Origin of the sequence: Thermosynechococcus sp. (assembly GCF_046299655.1) — a bacterium.
Lineage (GTDB): Bacteria > Cyanobacteriota > Cyanobacteriia > Thermosynechococcales > Thermosynechococcaceae > Thermosynechococcus.
This window is the reverse complement of the sequence record NZ_JBKBHZ010000014.1, coordinates 27,398-46,245: the sequence shown is the minus strand read 5'-3', so window position 1 is coordinate 46,245 and position 18,848 is coordinate 27,398. Positions and strand designations below refer to the sequence as shown.

At 53.6% G+C, this 18,848-nt stretch carries 15 protein-coding genes; 7 read left to right on the top strand and 8 right to left on the bottom strand.

Annotated elements, in window-relative coordinates:
• Nucleotides 1-50: 50 nt before the first annotated feature.
• Complete coding sequence (locus ACK4HN_RS09475; RefSeq protein ID WP_409869378.1) at nucleotides 51-278, bottom strand: Mo-dependent nitrogenase C-terminal domain-containing protein; 228 nt, start codon at nucleotides 276-278, stop codon at nucleotides 51-53.
• Nucleotides 279-619: 341 nt separating this feature from the next.
• Here ACK4HN_RS09475 and ACK4HN_RS09470 point away from each other — a divergent pair, with 341 nt between their 5' ends.
• The 4 genes from ACK4HN_RS09470 to ACK4HN_RS09455 are packed head-to-tail and all read left to right on the top strand — an operon-like array spanning nucleotide 620 to nucleotide 5,561.
• Nucleotides 620-1,627, top strand: coding sequence for a radical SAM protein (locus ACK4HN_RS09470; RefSeq protein WP_409869377.1), 1,008 nt, complete (start codon nucleotides 620-622; stop codon nucleotides 1,625-1,627).
• The gene (locus ACK4HN_RS09465; protein ID WP_409869376.1) at nucleotides 1,548-2,912 is read left to right on the top strand and encodes a glycosyltransferase; all 1,365 of its coding nucleotides are present in this window, start codon (nucleotides 1,548-1,550) and stop codon (nucleotides 2,910-2,912) included. Before ACK4HN_RS09470 ends, ACK4HN_RS09465 begins: the two co-directional genes overlap by 80 nt.
• Nucleotides 2,913-2,972: 60 nt before the next feature.
• Complete coding sequence (locus ACK4HN_RS09460; RefSeq protein WP_409877564.1) at nucleotides 2,973-4,052, top strand: PstS family phosphate ABC transporter substrate-binding protein; 1,080 nt, start codon at nucleotides 2,973-2,975, stop codon at nucleotides 4,050-4,052.
• Between the two features lie 9 nt (nucleotides 4,053-4,061).
• Complete coding sequence (locus tag ACK4HN_RS09455; protein ID WP_409869374.1) at nucleotides 4,062-5,561, top strand: hypothetical protein; 1,500 nt, start codon at nucleotides 4,062-4,064, stop codon at nucleotides 5,559-5,561.
• 1 nt (nucleotide 5,562) lies between these two features.
• On the opposite strand, the gene ACK4HN_RS09450 is transcribed toward ACK4HN_RS09455, so the two are convergent.
• From ACK4HN_RS09450 to ACK4HN_RS09425, 6 genes are all read right to left on the bottom strand, one after another.
• A complete protein-coding gene (locus ACK4HN_RS09450) occupies nucleotides 5,563-6,393 on the bottom strand; it encodes a Tab2/Atab2 family RNA-binding protein (protein WP_409869373.1) in 831 nt (276 codons plus the stop codon).
• A gap of 86 nt (nucleotides 6,394-6,479) precedes the next feature.
• Entirely contained in the window at nucleotides 6,480-7,493 is a 1,014-nt protein-coding gene (gene cydB, locus ACK4HN_RS09445; RefSeq protein WP_409869372.1) for a cytochrome d ubiquinol oxidase subunit II, read from the bottom strand.
• Between the two features lie 10 nt (nucleotides 7,494-7,503).
• A complete protein-coding gene (locus tag ACK4HN_RS09440; RefSeq protein ID WP_409869371.1) occupies nucleotides 7,504-8,955 on the bottom strand; it encodes a cytochrome ubiquinol oxidase subunit I in 1,452 nt (483 codons plus the stop codon).
• 95 nt (nucleotides 8,956-9,050) lie between these two features.
• Nucleotides 9,051-11,921 carry an aminomethyl-transferring glycine dehydrogenase gene (gene gcvP / locus ACK4HN_RS09435; RefSeq protein ID WP_409869370.1) on the bottom strand — a complete coding sequence of 957 codons (2,871 nt, stop codon included), beginning with the start codon at nucleotides 11,919-11,921 and terminating at the stop codon, nucleotides 9,051-9,053.
• Between the two features lie 73 nt (nucleotides 11,922-11,994).
• Nucleotides 11,995-12,867: a methyltransferase domain-containing protein gene (locus ACK4HN_RS09430; RefSeq protein ID WP_409869369.1), complete on the bottom strand. Its 873-nt coding sequence runs from the start codon at nucleotides 12,865-12,867 to the stop codon at nucleotides 11,995-11,997.
• Nucleotides 12,868-13,043: 176 nt separating this feature from the next.
• Nucleotides 13,044-13,688, bottom strand: a complete 645-nt coding sequence (locus ACK4HN_RS09425; RefSeq protein WP_409869368.1) for a class I SAM-dependent methyltransferase — start codon at nucleotides 13,686-13,688, stop codon at nucleotides 13,044-13,046.
• Between the two features lie 151 nt (nucleotides 13,689-13,839).
• Here ACK4HN_RS09425 and ACK4HN_RS09420 point away from each other — a divergent pair, with 151 nt between their 5' ends.
• The 3 genes from ACK4HN_RS09420 to ctpA all read left to right on the top strand — a co-directional run bounded on the left by ACK4HN_RS09420 (nucleotide 13,840) and on the right by ctpA (nucleotide 17,468).
• A complete protein-coding gene (locus ACK4HN_RS09420) occupies nucleotides 13,840-15,291 on the top strand; it encodes a TolC family protein (RefSeq protein ID WP_409869367.1) in 1,452 nt (483 codons plus the stop codon).
• A 9-nt stretch (nucleotides 15,292-15,300) separates the two neighbouring features.
• Nucleotides 15,301-16,164 carry a tRNA pseudouridine(55) synthase TruB gene (truB, locus tag ACK4HN_RS09415; protein WP_409869366.1) on the top strand — a complete coding sequence of 288 codons (864 nt, stop codon included), beginning with the start codon at nucleotides 15,301-15,303 and terminating at the stop codon, nucleotides 16,162-16,164.
• Nucleotides 16,165-16,229: 65 nt separating this feature from the next.
• Nucleotides 16,230-17,468, top strand: coding sequence for a carboxyl-terminal processing protease CtpA (gene ctpA, locus ACK4HN_RS09410; RefSeq protein ID WP_409869365.1), 1,239 nt, complete (start codon nucleotides 16,230-16,232; stop codon nucleotides 17,466-17,468).
• Here the strand turns inward: ctpA and gor are convergent.
• Nucleotides 17,455-18,840 carry a glutathione-disulfide reductase gene (gene gor / locus ACK4HN_RS09405; protein WP_409869364.1) on the bottom strand — a complete coding sequence of 462 codons (1,386 nt, stop codon included), beginning with the start codon at nucleotides 18,838-18,840 and terminating at the stop codon, nucleotides 17,455-17,457. The genes ctpA and gor overlap by 14 nt on opposite strands.
• Nucleotides 18,841-18,848: the final 8 nt, after the last annotated feature.

The window sequence follows — 18,848 nt, the reverse complement described above, 5'->3', positions numbered from 1 at the left end:
TACAGAGCTATACATTATTAATCGTATAGCAACTACTCGTTCCTCGCTGCCTAGACATATTGGCTGATGTCCTCTTGGCAAACCTCATTGAGATGGGTGAGGGCACGAAACCGCAGCATCACGACCTCCTCATAAAAGGGATTGAGTTTACACAGGGGCGGGATGGTCAGGACTGGACGACCAAAGGGGCATTGGGCTGGAATCAATCGGCAGAGGCGGTGGGCGATCGCTGGCATTGTGATCGGATAAGCCATTAACCACTGACGGATTTTGGCCATTAATTTGGTCATTAAAAAATGAAGTGGGTGTGCGTTGGGCAAGGAGTTGATTCATGGGGCTATCCTCACAATTGCGCATACCCTCACGGTAAAAGATAATCTGGACAAATAGCAACATGGTTTTAATATAAAAAATATTTATCAACAATAAGCATTACTAAACTTGCAGCCGCTTCAGGTGAGGAATCGCTGCCCTTCAGCTCAGCGGAGTGCTAAACTGTTCAGCAACTCAAACTCTAATGAAGTTTTGTCTAGAAATTTTTCAATTGCTTACATAAACTGATTTGCTATTTTTGCCCCTTCATCTTGGCCTTGCTTGCATTCGTTAAGGAAGATACTCAATGCGTCCACTGGTTGCCAACTACTACCTGACCTACCGCTGTAACGCCCGCTGCCACTTTTGCGACATTTGGGCACTGGAGCCGGGCAAAGAAGCTGATTTTAGCACTATCCAAACTAATCTCCGTGATTTGAAACGTTTGGGCGTGAAATATGTGGACTTTACGGGGGGTGAACCCTTGCTGCGTGCCGATGCTCCAGCCATCTACCGTGAAGCCAAGCGGCTCGGTTTCCTGACCAGCATGACGACAAACACGATTCTCTATCCCCGCCGTGCTAAGGAAATTCAAGGCTTGGTGGATTTCTTGAATTTCTCCCTCGATGGGCCTGATGCCGCCACCCATGATCAGTCGCGGGGGGTGAAAATTTTTGACACGCTGGTGGAGTCTGTCAAAATTGCCCTTGACCTTGGCGAATACCCAGTGCTCAATCACACTGTCACAGCGCAAAATTATGAGCGGATTGGCGAGGTGGCTGAATTTGCCCAAAGTCTAGGGGTACGGGTTTGGTTGAACCCCGCTTTTACCGCCCATGAAAACTACAACGACAAGAAGAACCCCACCCCTGAAATTGCTGACAGCATTGAACAAACGGCGAAGAAGTATAACAATGTTGGTTACAATAAGGCAGCATTAGCCCTCATCCGTGCAGGGGGAAACAATCCCCGAAATCCCCGTTGCAAAGCGGTGGATGCCGTCATTGCTATTTCTCCCAATGATGAGTTGTTGCTACCGTGCTATCACTTTGCGCAGAAGAGAGTCCCCATCAACGGTCGCCTGTACGATCTGTACAAGTCCTCCGAGGTGGTAGAGGAGTATCGTCGCTCCCAAGGCCGACTCTCCGTCTGCGAAGGCTGCACAGTATGGTGTTATCTCATTCCCAGCTTCTTTAAGGGAGTAGATAAGTACTGGTTTCTCAATCAGGTGACCTATGCCGGAGAATTCCTGGCCCGAAAACAGTTTCTACAACGAAGCCGATCCCCTCGACGAACTCCTGTCGGAGTGGGTTGACGCCCCAGAAAGTCCTCCATTACAACCTCGTTCTGAGGGTCGCCGCCGCAAAGCTTTCTTGGCGCTATCTCTGATTTGGGGCAGTACAATCGCCCTTCACCTAATTGTGGGCGGTATTTGGCTCATTTATGTTTTAACGCTGTTGATGAGTGTGCAAACACTGCGCTACTGGCGGGTTAGGCCACAAACTCTCCCCGCCGCAGGGACGGTGGAAAAGCTGCAGCCCATGGTGTCGTTGGTGGTGGCGGCAAAAAATGAAGAAGCGGTCATTGGTCGCCTTGTCAAGAATCTCTGCTGCTTGGATTATCCCCACTACGAGGTGTGGATCATTGATGACAACAGTAGCGATCGCACCCCCGATATTTTGAGTGAACTACAAAAGCAGTATCCTCACCTCAAGGTGCTGCGACGGCTACCGGGGGCAGGGGGCGGCAAATCCGGTGCCCTCAATCAAGTCCTGCCCCTGACTCGGGGAGAAATTATTGGCGTCTTTGATGCCGATGCCACGGTGCCCGAAGACTTACTGCAACAGGTGGTTAGCCGCTTTCAAGTACCCAACGTCGGCGCGGTGCAAGTGCGCAAAGCCATTAGTAATGCCGACATCAATGTGCTGACCCAAGGCCAAGCGGCAGAAATGATTCTCGATGCCTACTATCAACAGCAGCGAGTTGCCTGTGGTGGCATGGGGGAACTGCGGGGCAATGGCCAATTTGTGCGGCGGCAAGCCCTAGAGCGCTGTGGCGGCTGGAATGAAGAAACCATTACCGACGATCTGGATCTCAGCCTAAAGCTGCATCTCCACGGTTGGGAGATTGATCTGCTCATGCATCCAGCGGTGCAAGAGGAGGGGGTAACCACATTGATGGCTTTGTGGCACCAACGCAATCGCTGGAGCGAGGGAGGCTACCAAAGCTATCTCGACTACTGGCAGCCCCTACTGCGCAATCGCCTTGGCTGGCACAAAAGCTGGGATGTTCTCTTCTGGTTTTTGATTAAGTATGCTATTCCCACGGCAACCATCCCCGATTTGCTGATGGCTGTGCTGCGCCACCGCAGCCCCTTACTTCTTCCCCTTACAACGCTGAGCTTTACAATTTCACTGGTAGGCATGTGGCGAGGCATTCCCCAGACGCAATCAGTGAGCATCTGGCAACTCTTTTGGCAGAGTTTGCGGGGGACTCTCTATATGCTCCATTGGTTGCCGGTGGTCAGTACGACCACGCTGCGCATGGCGTTACGGGCTAAGCGGCTCAAGTGGGTGAAAACGGTGCACCATGGCACCTAAGATACACCTAGGAATCAAGTTGCGGTAGGCTAGGGGCGAGGTCATTCCCAGAGGCTTTTCATGGCACGCAGCAATTCTAATGTTCTTCCCCTGCTCATTTCCCTAATTTTTACATTGGGGCTGCTGGGGGTAGGGGGGGTGGCAGTGATGCGATTACTGGGCCGTCAGAACCTCTTGCCCCAGTTGCCCACGAATAACCCCTCGCAGCCTTCGCCGCCAACATCCACTGCTAGTCCTGAGGTTGCTGCTGAGCCAGCAGCCAAAACATTTAACGAGGTCAAGGCAGTTCCTAACGGCATATTTGCCTATGGGGGGAGCACCACGTGGGCACCCATTCGTGGCGTGGTCGATCCCGTTCTCTTACGGGTTTGGCCAAACTTCCAGTTGCGCTATACGGATCCACCCACTGGCACCCCCGGTTCGGGGAGTGGTATCCGCATGTTGCTGAACGGCCAGTTGGCCTTTGCCCAATCCTCGCGGTCTCTCAATGCCCAAGAGCGACAGCAAGCGGAAGCCAAAGGACTCAAGTTGGTGGAAATTCCAATAGCCATTGATGGGCTGGCGATCGCGGTCAACCCTAGCCTCAACATTCCCGGATTAACGGTGCAGCAGGTGGTGGACATCTTTACCGGCAAGCTGACCAATTGGAGTCAAGTAGGCGGCCCGAATCTTGCCATTGCTGCATTTTCGCGGCGGCCGGAGGACGGCGGCACCGTGGAGTATTTTATCCAAGAAGTCTTAGGCGGCCAGCCCTTAGCTTCCAATGTCACGCTTGTGCGCGATACCACCGATGGCCTACGGCGCGTGGCCACCACCTTGGGAGGAATCTACTATGCCTCGGGACCGGAAATTGTGGGTCAGTGTACGATTCGCCCCTTACCTTTGGGGCGGCAACCCAATCAGTATGTCCCCCCCTATCGCGAACCCTATGTTGATCCCAGCCAATGTCCAAAGCAGCGCAATGTTCTCAACCACGCAGCATTTCAAGATGGGTCGTACCCCATTACTCGCCGTCTGTTTGTGATTGCTAAGGACGATAACACGCTGGATGCCCAAGCCGGCCGCACCTATGCCAATTTGTTGTTGAGTGATCAAGGCCAATTACTGATTGAACAGGCGGGCTACGTTCGCTTGCGTTAGGGAAGTAGGATGCTGGATAAGCCCCTCAATCGAACCTATGAACGGATCATGGTGGCGATCGCCAGCCTCAATTTCCTCTTGGTGCTTTTTGACCTTACCTATATTCCATTGCGGGATTTTTGGCTGTTGGGCAAGGTGCGCATTCCTCTGCTGCAGCGAGTCATTTATTTACCTCAGCCCCTGCAAATCACTCCCCTGTACGATCCCATCAAAGGCATAGAACCCCACCGCACCACCCAAGCCTATATTGAAACCATCGCCAAGCTGCGGCAAACGATTGCTGAGCAAGGTGTGGACGCTCCAGCCACTCAAGAGCTGTTGGCTCAGTTGCGCCAGCACAGCACAACACTGGTGGAGACAAACCCCTTTGCCTTGGCCAATAAGACGGGCACCCTTGAACGAATTAAGAACCTGATGCGGCTAAAGGTTTTTGGCCGTCGCGATGCCTCCGCAAAACAGTCCTTTGAGCGCTTTTGGAGTCCCGAGTATATCAATGAACAAAACTGGCAGGCCAACCTCACTTGGTTTGAGCAGCAAATTATCCCCCTGCTGGCGACCAACTACTGGCGTGCCTATGGGGAGGATGGTGACTTTATCAACCGCTTTGGTACCCTCGATATTCCCTTTAATCTCCTCTTTTTTGTGGAGTTCTTGGGGCGCACGTTTTGGTTGAGTCGGCAATATCGCGGTGCCCGCTGGTGGGATGCCATGGTCTGGCGTTGGTACGATGTCTTGCTCTTTTTCCCCTTTTGGTGGCTGGCACCCCCTTGGGCATGGCTGCGGATTATCCCTGTCACGATTCGCCTTGATCAAGCGGATGTGATTTGCTTGGATCGCCTTGAACGGCAAGCCTCTCAGGGCTTAGTGGCAGCGATCGCCACCGATATTTCGGAAGTGGTTGTTCTGCAAGTGCTTACCCAACTGCAAAAGGCCATCCGTCGCGGCCAATTGAGTCGCTGGCTACCGAGTATTTCTGGTGTCCAAGGGAGCAAGAAGACTCTCAACGACATTGATGAACTGGGGGAACTGGCGGCCTTGGTTGGACAGGTAGTCATTTACCGCGTGCTGCCTCAACTGCGACCGGAAGTGGAAACCTTGGTGGCCTACAGCGTGGATCAGGTGCTGCGGCAAGCCCTCCCCTATCGGCAGCTATTGGAAATTCCGTCCCTTCAAGCGCTACCGATCCACTGGCGGCAGTCCCTTGCGAAGGAGATTAGCGATCGCCTCTTTCTGCTATTGGAGCAAGCCAGCAAAAACCAAGGCAATCCACCCCGCGAGGGGGCATTACTAGTGAGTCAACTCGCCCAAAAATTTGGTCAAACCCTGAGTGCAGAGCTGCAAGAGGAGCAGATAGGCAAGGTCATTCAAGAGCTACTGGTGATGTGGCTCGAGGAGGTAAAAATTAGTTTTGTGCGCCAGACTCACCTTGAAGGCATTGAAAGGGTTTTAGAGGAAACCCGCGCCCTGCAGGAAAGCTTGGAACAGGTACAACTCAAAAAAAAATCTTAGGCTATTCGAGGGGCTGCAGCAGCCATAGGGCGGTGTAGGTAATGTCACTGGGGGTCGGTTGAATGAGCAGAAAGTGCAGACCTTGAGTAAATTGCAGGCGATCGCGAAAGAGTTCTCCCGCCTTGGCCATTTCGGCATTGTCAAAGGTCAAAAAGACCCAGCGATCGCGCAAGCCACTGTGCAACACCACCCCACAGGGCTGGCCTGGCACAAACTCTAAGCGATAGGGCACCTGCTCTTGGAACCACCGCGCCAGCTTCAGGGACTTGCGACCACCGTAGAGAATAATGCCCGGAATCAACGTCTCGGGAGCCAAACCTAGGGACGCTGGCAACATGGCCATATCAAAGGCCAGAATTCGTAGCGGATACTGCATCAGTTGTTCGAAGTCCGGGGGGGTAATGGCTGCAAATTGCCAAGAGTCTCCCCAAATCTCCTCCGGCAGCGGTAATGGCGGCGGCTGCTCGATCGCCAACGGATCATAGGTTTCCCCTGTGTAGGTTTTCAGGCTGGGATACTCCTGAGCGCGTTGGCGCAGGTAGTGCTTGAGGGCAGGAGTGCGGCGCGTGGCTTCGAGGGGAATCTGCAGTTCTTGGCAGGCCACCTCCACCAGTCCTAAAGTCTGGGGACGAAAGACCTGTACTCGTTCTGGTAGAGGTTGACCGCAACTTTTGAACTCGGTGGTAACCCAGGCACTACTCACCAGCGGCTGTGGGCAAAAAGCCGTGTAGTAAAAATTCTCATCAGGGTCACAAATCACCAGTTCCCACAGGTCAAAGCCACTGGGAGTACGCAAGGGTCGGCGGTAAAGATCAACTTGCCAGCAAGACATTGATGGATACAGAAGGGCTGTATCTCGCTATTGTCCCCTATTTTTCCAGTTTGTTACTGCAGTTTTCCCTTGGATTGTTTCTGTGCCTAAGCCACCACCTTGCCTCGGAACACCAAGTAATTGTAGAGATTGTAGGCCAGCATAATCGGGATTAAGAAGGCCACAAAAATCAGCATAAAGACTTGGGCACTGGGGGAGGCGGAGGCTTCATAAATGGTGACACTGGGGGGAATGATATTGGGAAAAATGACGAAGCCCAAACCAATAAAGGACACCAGAAACAGGAGAAAAGTCCACACCAAGGGCAGGACTTCTTCGCGCTTTTGTAAACTGCGCAGCAGCAGGAAAATCAGCAAGACCCCTAGGAGGGGAATGGCCGCAAAAATGTAAAACAGCGGCGGCTGAAACAGTTGGGCACGCAAGTGCTCATGGAAAATGGGAGCGGTGATGGTAATTAGCACAGCGCCGATAAAGGTGGTCCACGCCGCAATTGTGGCGGTGCGATAGTGGGTTTGCTGCAACTCGCCGGTGGTTTTGTAAATCAGGTAGGTTGACCCAATCAGTACATAGCCCTGAATCAACGTCAGTGCCACCAATACCGAGTGCCACGTCAACCAATCCCACATGCCACCTGCAAAGTGACCGGCGGCATCGACCTTGATGCCCTCAAAAACGGTGCCCACCGCAAAGCCCTGCCCCAAGGCCGCCAAGAAGCTGCCAATGCCAAAAGCAAGGTTCCAGACCCGTTTATTATTGGCATTCTCGCGAAACTCAAAGGACACTGCCCGCAAAATCAACCCCACCACCATAATTACGGCGGGGAGGTAAAGGGCATTAAGAATAGTGGCATAGGCCAAGGGAAAGGCACCAAATAGTGATCCACCCATCAATACCAGCCACGTCTCATTGGCATCCCAAACATTGCCAAGGCTGGTCATGAGGATATTGCGGCGCTGTTCATTACTACTGGTGAGGGAGAGAATGCCAATGCCCAGATCAAACCCATCCAGCAGAATGTAGAGAAACAGGAACAGACCAAGGATAAAAAACCACACCTGAGGCAGAAAGTGCTCTAAGGGAGCAAGGGGATTCGGTTCCATGGCCACCTCCTTATTGCTGAGTCTCTAGGGGACGGCGATCGGGTTGGTGCTCTGCCAGCTTGATGCGAATTTCCAGTTGTTCGGCATTCTGCAGACCAGGGACGGGCAGAGCCACATTGGGGCCTTTTTGGATAATGCGACTGCCAAAGAAAAGAGCGGCAAAGAAGAAAATCGTGTAAAGGGCAACTAGACCACTCAAGGAAAAGAGCACCACTTGCGGCGGTAAATGGGAGGCGGCGTCCGCTGTGCGCAACTGGCCATAGACAACCCAAGGTTGTCGCCCCACACAGCGCACCATCCAACCTGCTTCGATGGCCAGATACCCCAACGGCCCTGCAAAAATCCAGCCCCACCACAGCCACTTGTAGTTGCGCAGGCGATCGCCCTCCAGACCCGTGCGCCACCAGACAACAATCGTGAGGATCGCCAGAGCCGCAAGGTACAGACCAATGGCCACCATCAGGCGAAAGGAATAGTAAATCAGGCCAATCAAATGGGGGCGATCGCTGGGTGCCCACTCCTTCAGACCCAGAATTGGCATGTCCAGCTTGGGCTTCAGTTCCAGTAGGTAGCTGAGGAGGCCGGGAATTTTCACTTCAAAGGTGTTTGCCTGTGCGGCCTCATTGGGGAGGGCAATCAAACTCCAGTCTGCAGGGGTACCCGCTGGCACCGTTTCCCAGAGGGCTTCCATGGCAGCTAATTTGGCCGGTTGGTAGTGATAGACCTGCTCAGCACTCAAGTGGCCGACAAAAACTTGTAGGGGCGCAATCACCAAGGCCATGACCAACACCACCTTCAGGGATTTGGTAAAGAAATTGGGCAGGCGGTTTTGCAGTAAATACCAAGCACTGATACCACCAATCACAAAAAGCGACGTTTCAAGGGTGGCAAAGAACATGTGGGCAAAGCTTTTGACCATGAAGGGGTTAGCGATCGCTTGGAAGTAGTCTTGGACGCGGAATTTCCCCTCGACAAACACCCCCCCGGCCGGGGTCTGCAGCCATGAGTTGGCGCAGAGAATCCAGAAGGTAGACAGGTTAGCCCCAAAAGCAACACAGATGGTGGAAATCCAGTGCATCACCGGGGGCACCCGTTGCCAACCAAAAATCATAATGCCGAGGAAGCTGGCTTCCAGCATGAAGGCCATGGTGCCCTCAAAGCCCAAAACGGTGCCAAAGAAATCCCCCACCGCTTCCGAGAAGGGTGCCCAGTTTAGCCCAAACTGAAAGGCCATGGGTAGCCCCGACGCCACCCCTATGCCAAAGTTGAGGATGTACAGCTTTGACCAAAAGCGCGCATGGTGATAGTAGGCTAAGTTTTTGGTTTTCAGCCACAGGCCCTCAATGACCACGAGGTAAATACTCATGCCCGTCGTTAAGACCGGCCAAAGCATGTGAAACATGGCCGTGAGGGCAAACTGCCAACGGGAGAGAACAACGGTATCGAGGCTATCCACTGTCATAAGACCCCTTAGAAGTTGACCTGCCTTACTTTTAGCAACCTCCTTTCGGCTTCGACAAGGAAAACAGGCGACCGTTGCCGAAGTTTCAGCTTTGCTTAAGACTCTGGAGCCGTGAGGGGGGTTGAGCAGCTACACACTAGATGGCGATCGCCATAGGCATTGTCAATGCGGGCAACGGCCGGCCAGAATTTGTACTCCCGCAGCCAAGGCGCCGGGTAGGCCGCGACTTGCCGCGAATAGGGATAGGGCCAAGGGTCTTGAACCAGCATCAGGGCTGGATGGGGGGCATGCTTCAGGGGATTGTGCTGGCGATCGCTCACCCCCGCCTCAATCTCCGCAATTTCCCGACGGATGGCAATCATTGCCTCACAGAAGCGATCCAATTCCGCCTTGGTCTCACTTTCGGTAGGTTCAATCATCATGGTTCCCGGTACGGGCCAAGAGATAGTAGGCGCATGGAAGCCGTAGTCCATTAGCCGCTTGGCAATATCCTCTACCTCTATGCCCGCCGATTTTTTCAATGGGCGTAGATCGAGAATGCACTCGTGGGCAACCAACCCCTGGGCCCCTTTGTAGAGAATTGGGTAGTAGGGTTCAAGGCGCTTGGCGATGTAGTTGGCATTGAGGATGGCGATCGCCGTGGCTCGCGTCAGCCCCACCCCCCCCATGAGAGTGATGTACATCCATGAAATCGGCAAAATACTGGCACTGCCCCAAGGGGCTGCGGTCACCGGGCCAATTTCTGATCCTTGGGGAATGACTTGGGTGGTGGGTAAGAAGGGCGCTAAGTGGGCTTTCACCCCGATGGGTCCGACACCGGGTCCGCCACCCCCATGGGGAATGCAGAAGGTTTTATGGAGATTCAAATGACAGACATCAGCACCAAAGTCACCCGGACGGCACAGCCCCACTTGGGCATTCATGTTGGCACCATCCATATAGACTTGACCGCCGTGACGATGGATGATTTCGCAGATGTGGCGAATTTCCGTTTCAAAAACGCCATGGGTCGAGGGATAGGTAATCATCAACGCTGCTAGGCGATCGCTATAGGTTTCCGCCTTGGCTGCTAAATCTACCACATCAATATTGCCTTGGGCATCACAATTCACTGCCACCACTTGCATGCCGGCCATCACCGCACTGGCCGGATTGGTGCCATGGGCCGAGGTGGGAATTAAACAGACATTGCGCTGGGGTTCGCCGCGGCTGTGGTGGTACTGGCGAATCACCAAGAGTCCGGCATATTCCCCTTGGGAGCCAGCATTGGGCTGTAGAGAAATGGCCTCAAAGCCGGTGATTTCGGCCAGCATCGCCTCTAGCTCTTGAAACAGTTGCCGATAGCCTTGGGCTTGCTCTGGCGGCACAAAAGGATGCATTTGATTGAATTCTGGCCAACTGATGGGCAGCATTTCCGCCGCCGCATTGAGCTTCATGGTGCAGGAACCTAGGGGGATCATTGAGGTGGTGAGGGAGAGATCCTTGGCCTGCAGGCGGTGCATGTAGCGCAGCAGGGCGTGTTCACTGTGGTACTCCTGAAAGACTGGGTGCTGCAGGTAAACCGATTGGCGTTTTAGGGTTGGCGGCAGGCGATCGCACCCTTGAACTGCCACAGGACTAGCCCCAAACAGCGCTAGTAAATCCGCCACATCTTCCTTGGTCGTGGTCTCATCCAAGCTGATGCCGACACTGCCATCCTCAAAGTAGCGCAGGTTAATCTGCGCCGCTGCCGCCCGCGCTTTGAGCAAAGATATTGGCAAATTTCCGAGGCCAATGCGTAGGGTGTCAAAAAATTGAGCATGGTAGAGCTGATACCCCGCTGCCTCCAAGCCTGCAGCGAGGGTCACTGCCCGTTGATGGATGCGCTCAGCAATTTGCCGCAGCCCCTCTGGACCATGATAGACGGCGTACATACTGGCCACCACCGCCAGCAAAACTTGGGCAGTGCAGATATTGCTGGTGGCCTTCTCACGGCGGATGTGCTGCTCACGGGTTTGCAGCGCAAGGCGCAAGGCCTTTTGACCAAGGGCATCACGGGAAACCCCCACCAGTCGTCCCGGCAACTGCCGCTTAAATTCCTCACGGGTGGCAAAGAAAGCCGCATGGGGTCCGCCATAGCCCAAGGGCACACCAAACCGCTGGGAACTGCCGACGGCAATATCCGCCCCCAATTCCCCCGGCGGCGTCAGCAGTGTCAAGGCCAGCAAGTCGGTGGCCACCGTGACCACAAGTCCCCGCGCATGGGCAGCGGCAATCAGGGCTTGGGGCGATCGCACCGCGCCATCGCTAGCAGGATATTGCAGCAGCAGACCAAAGGCATTCTCCCAAGGCAGCTCCGCAGCGAGGGGATCAACTGGCACGATTTCAATGCCCAAGGGCAGAGCACGGGTGCGCAGCACAGCCAAGGTTTGGGGATGGCAATCCTGTGCCACCAAGAAGCGGTTGGCGCCCTTTTGACGGCAGGCATTCAAGCTCAAGGTCATGGCTTCAGCGGCAGCAGTTGCTTCATCGAGGAGGGAAGCATTGGCAATGGGTAGCCCCGTCAGATCGCTCACCAAGGTTTGAAAGTTGAGGAGCGCTTCGAGGCGTCCTTGGGCAATTTCTGCTTGGTAGGGGGTGTACTGGGTGTACCAGCCGGGGTTTTCCAGAATGTTGCGCTGAATTACTGGTGGTGTGATGCAGTTGTAATAGCCCATGCCAATGTAGCTGCGCCAAATTTGGTTTTTCTCTGCAATTGCGCGTAGCTTTTTCAGCGCTGCGGGTTCACTCAGACCCTCCCCAACTGCCAAGGGACGCTGCAAGCGAATTTCGGGGGGAATAACGGCATGGATCAATTCCTCAAGGTTGGCATACCCCACTAGACCCAACATGTCAGGGAGATCGGTAGGGGTGATGCCAATGTGACGCGCGACAAATTCAGCCTTTGTTTCTAAGATGATCTGCAGTTGGGGCAGTGAACGAACCATTGCTATCGGGCTTACTCTTAACCAGTTGTCCGTAATATCTTAATCGTTCTCCACAGCAAATTCAACTGTAAGCTTACAAATAACCTTTTACGAAGTATCCCCGAAGTGTTACACCTAAGCTGGTAGTAGCCAGTATGAAATTGGCAGCCCGTTTGGCGAGGTTGAGGAGTAAATTCTTCTCTGTTGCGATTCTGATCTTTTCATTATCTACTCTTAGGAGATTCTTTAACCCTTTCTTGGGAAATAGTCTATCAAAATCAATTCCTGTTGTCTCAACTTTTTTGCACAAAAATCCATTCTTAACCAGTAGCTCCTTAAGTGTTTTCGGAGTATAATAGCAGAGGTGTTCGGGATAATTGATAACCGAATATTTTTCTTGCAAAATATACCTAACGATTGAATTAAAGTTGGGAGTTGTACAATAAAAAATCCCCCCCGGCCGTAAGAATCTAAAAATTTGGCAGATGAATTCTTTAGGATTGTTGATATGCTCAATTACTTCAATTGCAACAATTACATCAAAGTAGTTAGAGGGAAATAAATCCTCCCGCAAGGTGCCGTAATGAGTTCTAATGCCTTTATCAATACACAATTGAGCACCTCTTTCCGAGAGTTCGGTTCCTTGCACCTCCCAATAATTTTTTCTTGCCTCTAGTAAAAAATCACCTTTCCCACAACCTACTTCAAGAATTTGATTGCTATGGCGGTAGATTTCAAACTCCTCTAAAAGCTCGTGATAGCGCTTAATGGTAATCGGGGATACAGGTTTGTCTTCTGCATAACAATAAATAGAGTAGTATTGTTTTAATTCTTCCTCTGAGGGAACTTTCTCAATAAATACAAAACTACAATCTTGGCACTTTACAATCTGATGACTATTGTAGTATCTTCCTAATTTTTTTAAATTAGATGATTGGCAAAGCAAGCAATTAGAATGAATGGTCATAAAAGAATCCTTTGCGATTCAAGTTCAGGCGATCAAGGGTTCATTAACACTATAGCATCGAAACTTCAAGCGCCTCAGTCTATCCCACAAATTGCGTCTGACTCACTCTTATCACTTCCTGTTGGGGCAGTGAATACGCCATTCCTTGAAACAGTTACCTGTGGGTTTTGGATATTCTAGTCTGCGATGAGACTCAGGGGTTTACGAGCCTGAAGCACTTGTAGGCTACGTCCTAACACATAAGCTTTCCTTTCAAGGAGAAATTTATTTTCTTTAAGTTGTTGGGGCAAGTCTATTTGCAGCAGTTGCCAAGCGGTTTCCGTTTCAAAGAGCCAGAAAAAGAGGGCCATCCCCGGCCAAAAGAGGGGCACTTCGGGAGGATGAAAATCAATCAGGGCAAACCAGCCGCCGGGCTTAAGCACTCGCCGCACTTCCGCCAAGATGGCACGCCGTTGCTGCGGGGTCATTTCGTGGAGCGCCATGCTGATGTGGACAAGATCAAAAGTGGCATCGGCAAAGGGCATCTGCTCCGCAAAGGCTTCTACATAGGTGGCTTGGGGCACCCGCTTTCGGGCACGGGCGATCGCCCGTGGGGAGGCATCCAATCCGATCACCTGATCAAAGGCTTGAGTTAAGGCTTTCGTGACAACGCCATGGGCACAGCAAAGGTCTAAAACGACGGCACTGCGGGGTAAATCCAAATCCTGCCAAGCCAACCGATGCAGGCGATCGCTCCCGCCAACTGCGATTGCGGCAAGGGCGCTAATGGCGTCATACAGCCACGGATATTGATAGCTCCAAGTGCGTAAAAAGGTTGCCACAGGGGGGAATCAAACCTTGCGGTTTGCCGAAGTGAGGCCAATTAAAGCCACTTAAAGGACAGTGTACCGCCTTTGGGGGCAGGATGCCTTGGGAAAGGACTGGTATAGTCTTATCTGGTAGAGCGCAGCTGTAAGTGTGTCGGGAGTGAGCATGGGTCAACAATCCATCTGCCAACAAAGCAATCTGCTGCTGGGGAGCCTTGTGGGGGTCTTGATTACCCTCACTGGGGGAGCGATCGCCCAACCTGCTCCTACAGCAAGCGAGCTTTTACCCCTCAATCCCCATCCCGATCCCCTCTATCTCCCCAGTCGTCCCGATCAAGTAAAAATTGATTTGGATCGCCCGATTACCCTCAACGAAGCCCTTGAACTAGCGCGGCGCAATAATCGTCAACTGCAAATCCTTGAGGCGCAACTGCAACAAAGTCGGGCGGTGCTGCGCCAAGCCGAGGCTGCCCTTTACCCCACGATTTCCTTGCAGTTGGGGATTAACCGTACCGACTCAGCCGCCATTCGTCTGCAAAATGCCCAACTGCCGCCTCCCTTGCGGGCCAATAGCACCAGCAACACTTGGACAAGTACCGTACAACTGGGATACAACCTTTTCACGGCGGGTCAACGGGATGCCAGTATCAAAGCGGCTCAGGAACAGGTGCGCAATGCCGAACTCGACCTCCAGCGAGAACTAGAACAACTGCGTCAGGAGGTCACCAATGCCTACTACAACATCCAGCAGGCGGAAGCGCTTGTGCGCATTGCCGAAGCTGCTGTCCAAAATTCGCAGGTGAGTCTGCGGGATGCGATCGCCCGTGAGCGGACTGGCCTAGGCACCCAATTTGAGGTACTCACCGCCCAAGTGCAACTGGCCAATAACCAACAGCAACTTGTGCAAGCCCAAAGCCAACTGCAAACAGCGCAACGCCAATTGGCCCAGGTGCTCAGTCTCAATGACAAGGCCAATGTGCGGGCGGCGGATCCAATTCGCGTGGTGGGAGAATGGACGCTTTCCCTTGAGGAAACTATTGCCCTCGCCCTGCGCCAGCGGGTGGAGCTAGAGCAGCAACTGACGCAGCGGAATGCGGCACTTCAGCAGCGACGGGTGGCCCTGGCGAATTTGCAGCCCCAGTTGGTGGTGGGCGGCAGCTTCAACACCCTTGATGACCTCACCGATAGGAGGGCACCGCGGTGGGGATATACCATTGGGGGTCAGCTGAACTGGACGCTCTTTGATGGGGGCGTCTCCCGTGCCAGTGCTGCCCAGCAGGAAAGTGCCGCCGCGATCGCGGAAGCCCAGTATGCCGCCTTTCGCAACTTAATTCGTTTCCAAGTAGAGCAGGCCTACTACACCCTCAAGTCAAGTCAGGAAAATATCCGCACCAGTGAGGTGGCGGTGCGCCAAGCCACGGAGGGATTGCGGCTGGCGCGGTTGCGCTTCCAAGCGGGAGTGGGTACCCAACTGGAGGTGAGTAATGCCGAAACAGCTCTGGTTCAAGCCCAGAGCAACCTGCTCAGTGCCACAATTGAGTACAATCGGGCGATCGCTGCCCTGCAACGCTTTGTCAGTGGGTTGCCCCTCAGTCCCCAAGGGACAGTCACACCCTGATGTTTGGTGATGTTTGGTTTTTTGAATCTGAATAAACCTGCGGGCTGCACCTCCCACGACTGCATTAACGCCCTGCGCAAGCGGCTGCGACTCAAGCGCATTGGCCATGGTGGCACATTGGATCCCATGGCCACCGGGGTGTTGCCGATCGCCCTTGGTGCGGCAACCCGACTTCTCCCCTATTTAAGCGATCGCAAGGCCTATATTGGCACAGTACGCTTTGGCCTCACCACAACCACGGATGATATTACGGGGGATATTTGCCAAGAGCAGTCAGCCAGTCACCTCACCCGCGAGGCCATTGAGGAACAGCTTCCGCAATTTATTGGGGAGATTGAGCAATTGCCCCCAGCCTACAGTGCCATTCAAGTGGAGGGCCAGCGGCTCTATGCCCGTGCCCGTGCAGGTGAAATGGTGAGCGTTCCGCCGCGTACCGTCGAAGTTTACGAGATTGAAGTGTTGCATTGGCAAGCGGGGCATCATCCCGAACTCACCCTACGCATTGTCTGTGGCGGTGGCACTTATATTCGCGCCATTGCCCGTGACTTGGGGGCAGCCTTAGGAGTGGGGGGAACCTTGGCGGCACTGCAACGCATTGAAAGTGGGGGCTTGAGAATTGAGGCGAGCCATTCCCTAGAAAGCATTTCCCCAGAGCATGTACCCTTGCAATCGCCGCAGGCGGTTCTCTCTCATCTGCCTTGGCTTGAACTGAATGAGGCCCAGCTCAACGACTGGTACCATGGCCGCGCCGTGGTTGGTGAGGGGCTACCCCCGGCGGAAAGTTTCGTTGGCGTCACGTTTGGCGGTACTTGTGTAGGCATTGGCCTTAGTGGGGGCGATCGCCTGCAGCCCAAGGTTGTGCTCAAAAATTAACTGTGTCTTCCGAAACATTTTTCTAGTGCTAGCTTAGGAAAAAGAAGCAATCAGTAGGTGAAGGAATGGGGCTGCGTTGGCTACACCGTTTCATTTGTTTTTGGGTTGTCCTCGTGGGGGTCTGGAGCCTTTTCGCCACTGACTCAGCGATCGCCCTCACAGAGGAACAAAAACTCTTTAATGAGGCGTGGCGCATTGTCAACCAAGCCTATGTGGATCCCTCCTTTAATGGCCAAAACTGGTGGCTGGTGCGCGAAAAAGCGCTGAAACGTCCCCTTCCCAATCGCGAGGCCACCTATACAGCCATCGAGAAAATGCTGGCCACTCTTGAGGATCCCTTTACCCGCTTCCTGCGACCAGCCCAATTTCGTAGCCTACAAACGACCACCGCTGGCGAATTGACCGGCGTCGGCTTACAAATTAGTACGGATCCTGAAAGCGGTGTCCTTGAAGTGATTGCTCCCATTGATGGCTCCCCTGCTGCCAAGGCTGGTATTCAACCCCGCGATCGCATTCTGGCCATTGATGGTGTCTCCACCAACCAGCTCAGCCTCGATGAAGCTGCTGAGCGCATGCGGGGAGCTGCTGGTTCTGCTGTGCACCTGTTGCTACAACGGGGCAGTGAAGCCCCTCAAGAAATCACGCTGCAACGGGGACACATTGAAATTAATCCAGTCATTGCCGAAGCACGTCAGGTGCAGGGGCACACCCTTGGCTATATTCGCCTTGGTCAGTTTAGTGCCATGGCAGCAACAGAAATGCGCAAAGCGATTCAGAGGCTAGAACAACAGGGGGCAGAGGAGTACATTCTTGATCTGCGCAATAATCCGGGCGGGCTGTTGCAGGCGGGGGTAGAGATTGCCCAACTGTGGTTGGATTCGGGGGTGATTGCCTATACCGTCGATCGCCAAGGGATTATTGATAGCCTCAATGCCAGTGGCACTGCCCTCACCCATGATCCCGTCGTCGTCCTTGTGAATGGCGGTACTGCCAGCGCTAGTGAGATTTTGGCCGGCGCCCTGCAAGATCATGGCCGTGCTCGACTCGTGGGCGATCGCACCTTTGGTAAAGGCTCGATTCAGTCCCTCTTTAACCTCAGCGATGGCTCTGGCCTTGCCGTCACCATTGCCTACTATGAAACCCCCAATCACCACAACATCAACAAAGTGGGGATTGAGCCAGATCAACGCGTGCTTGAGGCTCCAGAGAACCTAATGGCCATGGGCACCGCCGCAGATCCGCAATATTTGGCAGCCCTAGAGCTGCTCCACAGCCCCGTGCAAGTTGCCACTAACGCAGCGTAACGAACTCCTCCGCCGTCGAGGGGTGAATAGCCAGAGTGGCATCAAAGTCCTTTTTGGTGGCGCCCATTTTGAGGGCGATCGCAATTCCTTGAATGATTTCAGCGGCATTGTCCCCCACCATGTGGGCACCCAGCACCCACCCTGTATCTTTTTCTACCACTAACTTCACGATTGCCTTTTCCTCGCGGCCGCTGAGGCTGTAGTACAGAGGACGAAAGGCAGTACGGTAGATTTTGACTTTGTCTTCTCCTAATTTCGCCTTGGCTTGGGCCTCGGACAGCCCCACCGATGCTGCCTCTGGCTGGGAGAATACCGCTGAAGGGATATTTTCATAACTCAGGGTGCGCGGTTGGTTGCCAAATTGAGTATCCGCGAAGGCACGACCTTCCGCAATGGCCACAGGGGTAAGGTTCACGCGGTTGGTGCAGTCCCCCACTGCAAAAATGTGCTCTTGATTGGTGCGATAGTATTCATCCACAGGAATGGCCACAATTCCTTCACTGTTGGCACTCAGGTGCACCCCTGCTCGCTCTAGACCCAGTCCTTGGAGGTTGGGTGCCCGCCCAACGGCACACAGTACGGCATCCACTTTGGTTTCATAGGTCTGTCCCTGCTGTTCGTAGTGAACGCGGATTTTGCCCTTTTGGGTGAGGGTCAAGCTACTAATGTGGCAGCGGGGACGAACATCAACGCCGTGGCGCAGCATCCCCTCATAAACGCCATCTTGAATATCTTGATCAAAGTGGCGAAGGGGGCGATCGCCCCGCAGAAAGTGAATTACCTCGGTGCCCAAGCCACGCAGAATGCCGGCAAACTCAACACTAATGTAGCCACCGCCAAGAATCGCAAGGCGCTTGGGCTGCTTGGGCAGTAAAAACATCTCCCGGGAGGTGATGCTGTATTCAATGCCGGGGACATTCGGCTTAATGGCTTCGCCCCCCACAGCAATCAAGATTTTTGCTGCTGTTACTCGCTGCTGCACCTCTCCTTGGCGATCCACCAATTCGAGGGTATGGGGATCGGCAAAGCGGGCAAAAAAGGGTAGCAGTTCAACGCCGGCTTTGGCAAGGTAGCTGATGTGCAGTTGGCTGAGGCGATTCACTTCTTGGTGCACTGCCTGCATCAGGCGTTCCCAATTCACCTTGGCCCGAACCGGCCGCCAGCCATAGCCAACCGCATCCGCAAAGAGATGGCTAAACTTGGAGCCATAGACCATGAGCTTTTTGGGGATACAACCCCGCATGACACAGGTGCCGCCGACTTTATCCCCTTCAGCGATGGCTACCTTGGCACCGTAGGAAGCTGCCCGTTTCGAGGCTGCTAATCCCCCCGAACCAGCACCAATCACAAACAGGTCGTAGTCGTAGCTCATTTTCCCTC

What these genes read in the sequence shown, in the direction of transcription:
- ACK4HN_RS09440 (WP_409869371.1), bottom strand. Translation starts at nt 8,955, where the DNA reads ATGACAGTGGATAGCCTCGATACCGTTGTTCTCTCCCGTTGGCAGTTT.
- ACK4HN_RS09420 (WP_409869367.1), top strand. Translation starts at nt 13,840, where the DNA reads ATGGGTCAACAATCCATCTGCCAACAAAGCAATCTGCTGCTGGGGAGC.
- ACK4HN_RS09450 (WP_409869373.1), bottom strand. Translation starts at nt 6,393, where the DNA reads ATGTCTTGCTGGCAAGTTGATCTTTACCGCCGACCCTTGCGTACTCCC.
- ctpA (WP_409869365.1), top strand. Translation starts at nt 16,230, where the DNA reads ATGGGGCTGCGTTGGCTACACCGTTTCATTTGTTTTTGGGTTGTCCTC.
- truB (WP_409869366.1), top strand. Translation starts at nt 15,301, where the DNA reads ATGTTTGGTTTTTTGAATCTGAATAAACCTGCGGGCTGCACCTCCCAC.
- ACK4HN_RS09460 (WP_409877564.1), top strand. Translation starts at nt 2,973, where the DNA reads ATGGCACGCAGCAATTCTAATGTTCTTCCCCTGCTCATTTCCCTAATT.
- ACK4HN_RS09430 (WP_409869369.1), bottom strand. Translation starts at nt 12,867, where the DNA reads ATGACCATTCATTCTAATTGCTTGCTTTGCCAATCATCTAATTTAAAA.
- ACK4HN_RS09470 (WP_409869377.1), top strand. Translation starts at nt 620, where the DNA reads ATGCGTCCACTGGTTGCCAACTACTACCTGACCTACCGCTGTAACGCC.
- gcvP (WP_409869370.1), bottom strand. Translation starts at nt 11,921, where the DNA reads ATGGTTCGTTCACTGCCCCAACTGCAGATCATCTTAGAAACAAAGGCT.
- gor (WP_409869364.1), bottom strand. Translation starts at nt 18,840, where the DNA reads ATGAGCTACGACTACGACCTGTTTGTGATTGGTGCTGGTTCGGGGGGA.
- ACK4HN_RS09475 (WP_409869378.1), bottom strand. Translation starts at nt 278, where the DNA reads ATGGCCAAAATCCGTCAGTGGTTAATGGCTTATCCGATCACAATGCCA.
- cydB (WP_409869372.1), bottom strand. Translation starts at nt 7,493, where the DNA reads ATGGAACCGAATCCCCTTGCTCCCTTAGAGCACTTTCTGCCTCAGGTG.
- ACK4HN_RS09455 (WP_409869374.1), top strand. Translation starts at nt 4,062, where the DNA reads ATGCTGGATAAGCCCCTCAATCGAACCTATGAACGGATCATGGTGGCG.
- ACK4HN_RS09465 (WP_409869376.1), top strand. Translation starts at nt 1,548, where the DNA reads ATGCCGGAGAATTCCTGGCCCGAAAACAGTTTCTACAACGAAGCCGAT.